This is a genomic window from Thalassolituus sp. UBA6592, from assembly GCF_002433655.1.
In the GTDB taxonomy this organism is placed as follows: Bacteria; Pseudomonadota; Gammaproteobacteria; order Pseudomonadales; family Oceanobacteraceae; genus Venatoribacter.
Genome location: NZ_DJIO01000194.1, coordinates 1 through 6,353 on the forward strand (window position 1 = coordinate 1; position 6,353 = coordinate 6,353).

Consider the following 6,353-nt stretch of genomic DNA (forward strand, 5'->3'; position numbering starts at 1 on the left):
AACGTCCGGCTGCGCCGGATTCGCGGCTGAAGCCGCTCCTACAATAAATATCCGATCCGAATCATTGTAGGGTGCGCTATGCGCACCAATATCCGTAATGGACGGCTGCGCCGCATTCGCGGCTGAAGCCGTTCCTACAATAAAATACCCATTCACAACCTTCGCGGCTGAAGCCGCTCCTACAATAAACTACCCATTCACAACCTTCGCGGCTGAATCCGCTCCTGCAATAAACCACCCATTCACAATCTTCGCGTCTGAAGCCGCTCCTGCAATAAATCGCTCTTTCAGAATCACTTTGCACAACACACTCCGACTCCAGGCCACTCCAACTCCAGGCACCTCCAACGCCATCACCTCTGCGTTTTCAGTTTCGTTTAAGCTAGCCCCGCTAGAGTTCGGCCAGATATTTCTGGAGAACCATCATGCACGCTGTCTTACATCGCCCCTGGAGAGCTGTCAGCTCCCTGCTGTGTTATTGCCTGCCGTTGTCTGCACTGGCAATGCCACCGACTTTTGAACAGGCTTTAAACGCGGCCTGGCAGAATTTACCGGAACAGGCATTTCTGGCGCAGGAAAACCGCATTACCCGCGATTCATCTCCGGTCTGGCTGGCGGCACCGCCATCGGCATCACTGGATTATCAGCAGGAAGACAACGCCAGCGGCAGCCCGGCTGAATGGCAGGCGGCGGTGGAATTACCCATTGCCCGCCCGGCACGGATCGGCAGTCAGCGCGCTTACCGCAATGCTGCCAATGCCGAGAATGACGCCCGCGCTAACCTGCTGCATTGGCAACTGGCCAGTGAACTGCAAACCTGGTGGTGGGATTTTGCCGCCAATGAAGTCAGCCTTACGCGTAATCAGCAACGGCTGGATGCAGTACAGCAGCAGTTGTCCTGGCTGTCGTTATTAATTGAACAGGGCGAGCGTCCGGCCTCCGACCGCCTCGCCGTGCAGGAGCAACTGCAAACCATTAAAAATCAGCTGCTGCTCAATAATCAGCAGAAATCCCGTCTCTCTCAACACTGGCAGCAGCTTACCGGACTCGCTGAATTACCCAACAACTGGCAGTTCAGCCAAAGTCCGGAACAGGCGCTGGAATCCCACCCTCTGCTGCAAACCTTACAGGCACGCACGCAACAGGCGGATGCCAATTTCCGTTCCAGCGAAAGCAGCCGTTTTAATCCGCGCCTGAGTCTTGGTGTAAAACACACGGATGAACTGGATACTCAGCCCGCTGCTGACATGATGCAACTGGGCATCAGTATGGATTTTGGCCACACCAGTTACAGCGCCCGCCGCGATGCCGTGCGCCAGCTCAGCAGTGAGCACGCCAACAGCATCCGTACCCGCCAGCAACTGCAGCGTGAGCGTGAAGCACTGCGCACTGCTCTGCCACAAATGAAGCAACGCTGGCAGGAACTCAGCGCATTAAGCGAACAGGCCCAGAGCCAATACGACGGCCAGTATCAGGCCTATCAGCGCGGTACTTTATCCGGCTTTCAGTGGTTACAGATTCAGAACAGCATCTGGCAATTGCAGCAGCAGGCCGACGATGCACGTATTCAGTATTTCCGCACCATCAGTCAATGGAATCAGTTACAGGGCCAGACGTTATGACAACCCGCATTTCTTTTTTTAACCTATTCAATAAGGCGCTGCTAAGTTCAGTTATCAGCAGTGCGGTTTTATCCTCTGCTGTTTTATCGAATGTTGTTTTTTCCAATGCAGTAAACGCCAGCGAATTAACTTTATCCGACAGTCAGATTAAAGCACTCGATATTCAGTTTGTTACGCTGAATAACAGCCTGCGCCACGATATTACTCTGACCAGTTTGCCCGCTATTGCTACCGTACCAGATAACAAAGCGCAGATTATCAGCCTGCCGTTTGAAGGCCGTGTGGAAGCCTGGCAGGCTCAGGCCGGCGATGTACTTAACAGCGAACAACCGCTGGCAGATCTGCACAGCCACGACGTGCTGAGCTTTTTTCAGCGTAATCGCCGCCAGCTGCAGGAAAGCGCATTATGCGATCAGCGCTTAAGCGACATGCGTGAACGCAGCAAACGCGGCCTGACATCAAAACTGGATTTACAGGAACAGAATCTGAAATGTCAGATGCTGCGTGATGAATTAACGCTGAATAAACAGATTCTTATGCACCTGCCCGCCAGCTGGGAAAATAACTTATCAGCGGAATTTCATTTTAATGCCGCCAGTGATGGCTGGCTGAACGCCATTATGCGCAAGCCAGGTGATCACTTTGCCGCCGGTGAAGCCCTCGCCGTATTCTGGCCGCAACAGGAACTGCGCCTGAAAGTTATGCTGCCGGCGTCATTAAGCAGCACACTGCAACAGGGCGATACTGTTATGGTACGCGATCAAAGCAGCGGCGAACGCTTCAAAGCCAGTGTGGAAAGTATCAGCCGCACCGAAAATGTCGCCCACCAGCAGACGCTGTGGCTTAAATCAGCTACCACCAATCCAGCCGATATTAAACCCGGCAGTGTTTTACAGGCCGACATTCCTTCCGCTGCGGATGGCTGGGCGGTAGCACCATCCAGCCGTATCCGCAGTGATTCACAATCCTGGATTTTTGTGCGCAGTGCACAGGGCGTAACGCCGGTTAAACTCGAGCGCTTTATCGCCGGTAATCAGCAACTGCTGCTGCAGGACAGCGAACTGGAAAATGCAGAAATCGCCGTGACGTCAACCGCAACGCTGAAATCCCTGTGGCAAAGTGGGGAGGAAGAATAAATGCTTGCCTCCTTTTTACAGGGCGTACTGCGTCAGCGCATTCTGATTGTGGTGGCCAGCATAGGTATTTTTCTCGCCGGTCTGAATGTGATTCAGAATCTGCGCATTGATGCCTACCCGGAAATCTCCCCCACCCAGGTTAAGATCATTATTAAAGCGCCTGGGCTTGCGCCGCAGGAACTGGAAACCCGGGTAACGCGCAAAATCGAAGTAGAACTGCTGGGCATTCCCAACCAGAGTATTCTGCGCTCAGTAGTTAAATACGGTATTACCGATATCACCGTAAATTTCACCGACGGCACCGATATTTATTGGGCACGGCAGCAGGTGTCTGAACGTCTGGCCGCCATCTGGCCGGACCTGCCACAGGGCATCAGCGGCGGTATTGCCGCCATGAGTACACCGCTGGGCGAACTGCTGATGATGACGCTGGACGGCCCACAATCGCTGGAAGAAAAGCGCCGCATTCTCGACTGGCAGATCCGTCCGCTGCTGCGCACCGTTGCCGGTGTGGCTGATATCAATGCCCTCGGCGGACGCGTGGAAGCTTATCAGGTTGCACCGGATATGCAGGCCCTGGCGGCGGTCGGAATGAGCCTGTCTGATCTGCAGAATTTTCTTGCAGCAAATAACCGCAATGACGGTGCCGGGCGCATTAACAGTGGCGAAGAATCCATGATCGTCACCAGTGGTGGCCGTATTCAGACGATGGACGATTTAAAGAATCGTATCGTGACGGTTTATCAGGGCAATCCGGTGCGGCTGGCCGACGTGGCTGAGGTTTCTCTGTCGTCCATGACCCGCTATGGCGCAGTGACGGACAGCGGCAAAGGCGAAACGGTAGAAGCCTTAGTCGTGGCCCTGAAAAATGCCAACGCCCGCAGCGTTATAGCCGGGGTCAACGAAGCACTGGATAAAATCCGCCCGGGTCTGCCGCAGGGATTAACCATTAATACCTTCTACGACCGCAGTCATCTGATTGACCGCGCCGTCAGCACAGTGGCAGAAGCACTATGGATTGCGGTAGCTCTGGTGATCGTTATGCTCGGCCTGTTTATTGGTAATGTGCGCACAGCCTTAGTGGTTGCGGTGAACCTGCCGATGTCAGCACTGATGACGTTTATCGTGATGAATCACTTTGGCATGAGCGCCAACCTGATGAGCCTTGGCGGTCTGGCCATCGCCATTGGCATGTTGGTCGATGGCTCAGTCGTCGTGGTCGAAAACACCGTCACGCAATTGCAGCAGGCGTCACGTTCCTTGCCGCGCATGCACGTTATTTTCCGCGCCATTAAAGAAGTTATGGTGCCGATTATTTCCGGCACCCTGATTATTCTGCTGGTATTTTCACCACTGGTTACCCTGCAGGGACTGGAAGGCAAAATGTTTGCGCCAGTGGCCATGACCATTATGTTTGCCATGGCCAGTTCATTATTGGTGTCGCTGACGCTGGTACCGGTACTCAGCTCTATGCTGATTAATGAGAAGAAAGTTTCCACACCGAAATGGATTATTGCCCTGCAGAATTATTACACCCACAGTCTGCAGGCGACGCTGAATAATCCAAAGCCGCTGCTGATTGGTGTTGCTGTTGCTCTGGTGCTGGCGGTTATGGCTTTTCTGCAAACCGGTAAAGCCTTTATGCCAGAAATGGACGAAGGCGATTTGATTGTGCAGCTGGAAAAAACGCCAACCATCAGCCTGGAAGCATCTCTGGATATCGATCAGAAAGTGGAAAAGGCACTGCTCGCCGCCAGTCCGGATATTGAACGCATTATTGCCCGTACCGGTTCGGATGATCTGGGGATGGACCCCATGGGTCTGAACGAAACCGATATGTTTCTGCAGCTGAAGCCGCGTGATCAGTGGCAGGCCGACAGCAAAGACGACATCAAAGAAACCATCCGTCAGGCCATGGACGCTTTCCCCGGTGTGAATTACGGCTTTACTCAGCCCATTGATATGCGTGTATCGGAAATGATTTCCGGCTCCCGTGGTGATGTGGCAATTAAAATTTTCGGCAGTGAGCTGAATAAATTACAGAACCTGGCCGACAGCATTGGCGAACAGGTAAAAACCCTGCAGGGTGTCACTGAGGTGATGGTATCCCAGGCTGATGGTATGCATTACTTTCAGCTGGATATTCTGTACGACGCCGTTGCCCGCTACGGTCTGAATGTTGAAGACGTACAGCAGGCCATGCGCAGTTATCTCGAAGGCGTCGGCAGTGGCGATATTATTTTCAGTGACCGTCAGGTACCACTGGTTATCCGCCAGCCTGCACAGATTCAGGCTGAGCAGTTACTGAATCAATTAACCATCACCAGTGCCGATGGTCAGGCCGTGCCGCTGTCCAGCGTGGTAACCGCCCATGAAACCGAAGGCCCGGTACTGATCCGTCGTGAACAGGGCCAGCGCTTTGCGGTGGTGAATGTGAACGTCAGCGGTGTAGCGCTGAGTGATTTTGTTGCCGCCGCACAGACTCTGGTGCAACAGAATGTCGAACTGCCAGCCGGTTATGTGCTGTCCTGGGGCGGTGAATTTGAAAACCAGCAGCGGGCAAACGCACGTCTGGGTTTAATGGTGCCTGTAGCGATTGGTCTGGTGCTGCTGGTGTTATTTACCACCTTTGGTCGTCTGAACGAATCTCTGCTGATTCTGTGCAACATTCCCTTTGCCATGATTGGTGGCGTGGTTGCGCTGTGGCTCAGCGGCGAATATTTATCGGTGCCGGCATCAGTGGGCTTTATTGCTTTATTAGGGGTGGCGGTGATGAACGGCGTGGTGCTGGTTGAGCATTTCCGTCATCTGCGGCATCTCGGTTTCAATGGTATGGATGTCGTGCTGCACGGTGCCGTACGCCGCTTACGCCCGGTGTTAATGACCGCGACGACAGGGGCTGTTGGTCTGATTCCTCTGCTGTTCGCCACTGGCCCCGGCAGTGAAATTCAGAAACCGCTGGCGGTGGTGGTGATCGGCGGTCTGTTCACTTCTACCCTGTTAACCCTGTATGTACTGCCCGTGATTTATCGCCGGTTTATTCTGGAGCGTGCAAAATGAGTGAAGTTTTACTGACGTTATCCACCCGCCCTGCTCAGGCCGAAGCCATTACTGACTGGCTGCTGGAAGAAAACCTGCCGGGATTTACCTCCTGGCAGGCCTGGGGGCACAGCAACCGCAATGAACAGCTGACCCTGGCAGAACAGATTCAGGGCAAACAGAAACGTACCATGATTGGAATGCATCTGCCGGAAGAACAGGCGGCAGGAATGCTGGCCAAATTGCGCGAACAGTTCGCCCATTACGATGTGCATTATTGGCTGCAGCCACTGATGGATTTCGGACGGTTGTAACGATGTGATGTTGTGGTTTTGTGGTGTGTGATGTAGTGATGTCGTGGCCGGATGATACGCCGTGTTTATACGGTCTTTTTTTAATTTAATTACGGCGATTTAATACAACCAGATGGTGGGCAGAGCCCACCCTACGGATCTTTCCGAATTTAAACCGTATTTTAATTAAATAACCGGGTTTTCGTAGGGTGGGATCGACCGCCATGGATGGTGGAAGAGACTGAAATACAGGAGTTAAGCTT

Annotated in this window: 4 protein-coding genes; all 4 read left to right on the plus strand. The window is 53.3% G+C overall.

Annotation, left to right across the window (positions count from 1 at the left end):
• The first annotated feature begins 425 nt into the window (after positions 1 to 425).
• From B2Z72_RS19200 to B2Z72_RS19215, 4 genes are read left to right on the plus strand one after another with little or no spacing between them, the layout of a single operon-like run.
• A complete protein-coding gene (locus tag B2Z72_RS19200; protein ID WP_296980287.1) occupies positions 426 to 1,622 on the plus strand; it encodes a TolC family protein in 1,197 nt (398 codons plus the stop codon).
• The gene (locus tag B2Z72_RS19205) at positions 1,619 to 2,758 is read left to right on the plus strand and encodes an HlyD family efflux transporter periplasmic adaptor subunit (RefSeq protein WP_296980284.1); all 1,140 of its coding nucleotides are present in this window, start codon (positions 1,619 to 1,621) and stop codon (positions 2,756 to 2,758) included. Before B2Z72_RS19200 ends, B2Z72_RS19205 begins: the two co-directional genes overlap by 4 nt.
• Positions 2,759 to 5,818: an efflux RND transporter permease subunit gene (locus B2Z72_RS19210; protein WP_296980282.1), complete on the plus strand. Its 3,060-nt coding sequence runs from the start codon at positions 2,759 to 2,761 to the stop codon at positions 5,816 to 5,818. It abuts the gene before it with no gap.
• Positions 5,815 to 6,111 (plus strand): DUF3240 family protein, encoded by a 297-nt coding sequence (locus tag B2Z72_RS19215; RefSeq protein ID WP_297005637.1) that lies wholly within the window; start codon positions 5,815 to 5,817, stop codon positions 6,109 to 6,111. Before B2Z72_RS19210 ends, B2Z72_RS19215 begins: the two co-directional genes overlap by 4 nt.
• The last annotated feature ends 242 nt before the right edge of the window (positions 6,112 to 6,353 follow it).

Coding starts and splice junctions, on each gene's coding strand:
- B2Z72_RS19200 (WP_296980287.1), top strand. CDS start 426: ATGCACGCTGTCTTACATCGCCCCTGGAGAGCTGTCAGCTCCCTGCTG.
- B2Z72_RS19205 (WP_296980284.1), top strand. CDS start 1,619: ATGACAACCCGCATTTCTTTTTTTAACCTATTCAATAAGGCGCTGCTA.
- B2Z72_RS19210 (WP_296980282.1), top strand. CDS start 2,759: ATGCTTGCCTCCTTTTTACAGGGCGTACTGCGTCAGCGCATTCTGATT.
- B2Z72_RS19215 (WP_297005637.1), top strand. CDS start 5,815: ATGAGTGAAGTTTTACTGACGTTATCCACCCGCCCTGCTCAGGCCGAA.